Below are 556 nucleotides of genomic sequence, written 5' to 3'. Positions count from 1 at the left end.
GACGCTGCCTTGGCCGATGCCAGCCCTTCCGGCGACAATGCCTTCAAGATCGAGCTTGCCCGCCGCATCGTGATCAGGGCGCTGATCTCTGCGCTTTCGGGAACGCCCGAGCGTCTGCCGGCCCTTCCTGCCTCCCCGTTCTCGAACATTCCTGGAGCGCGCCATGACGCTTGAACTCAGCCTCAACCAGCAACCCGCCCATGCCCGGCAAGGCTCTAGCATCGGCCAGCCGCTGACCCGCCGCGACGGCTTTCTGAAAGTCACCGGAGCCGCGCGCTATGCCGCCGACAACCATCCGCCCGGCATGCTCTACGCCGTGCTGGCGGTCAGCAGCATCGCACGCGGCCGCGTCGCCGCGCTGGATGTCGAGGCGGCCAAGGCATACAGAGGCGTGGTCGAGGTGATGACGCCCAAGAACCGGCCAGCGCTCGCTGCCGATCCGGACGCCAAGGACCATCCCTTCATGTTCCGGCTCGACCTCTTGCAGAACGACCAGGTCCGCTACCCCAATCAGAGCATCGCCGCGGTGATCGCCGAGACGCTGGAGGCGGCGACC

The 556-nt window shown here is 67.1% G+C and carries 2 pseudogenes; both read left to right on the top strand.

Features of this window, described 5'->3' with window-relative positions:
• Nucleotides 1-174 (top strand): annotated as a pseudogene (locus EN994_RS36615) (xanthine dehydrogenase family protein subunit M); the annotation flags it as partial.
• A pseudogene (locus EN994_RS34485) lies at nt 164-556 on the top strand (xanthine dehydrogenase family protein molybdopterin-binding subunit); the annotation flags it as partial. The pseudogenes EN994_RS36615 and EN994_RS34485, both read left to right, overlap by 11 nt.

Origin of the sequence: Mesorhizobium sp. M7A.F.Ca.CA.002.09.1.1 (genome assembly GCF_003998555.1) — a bacterium.
Classification (GTDB): domain Bacteria; phylum Pseudomonadota; class Alphaproteobacteria; order Rhizobiales; family Rhizobiaceae; genus Mesorhizobium; species Mesorhizobium ciceri.
The sequence above is the reverse complement of the archived record's forward strand: the minus strand, read 5'-3'. Positions and strand labels throughout refer to the sequence as shown.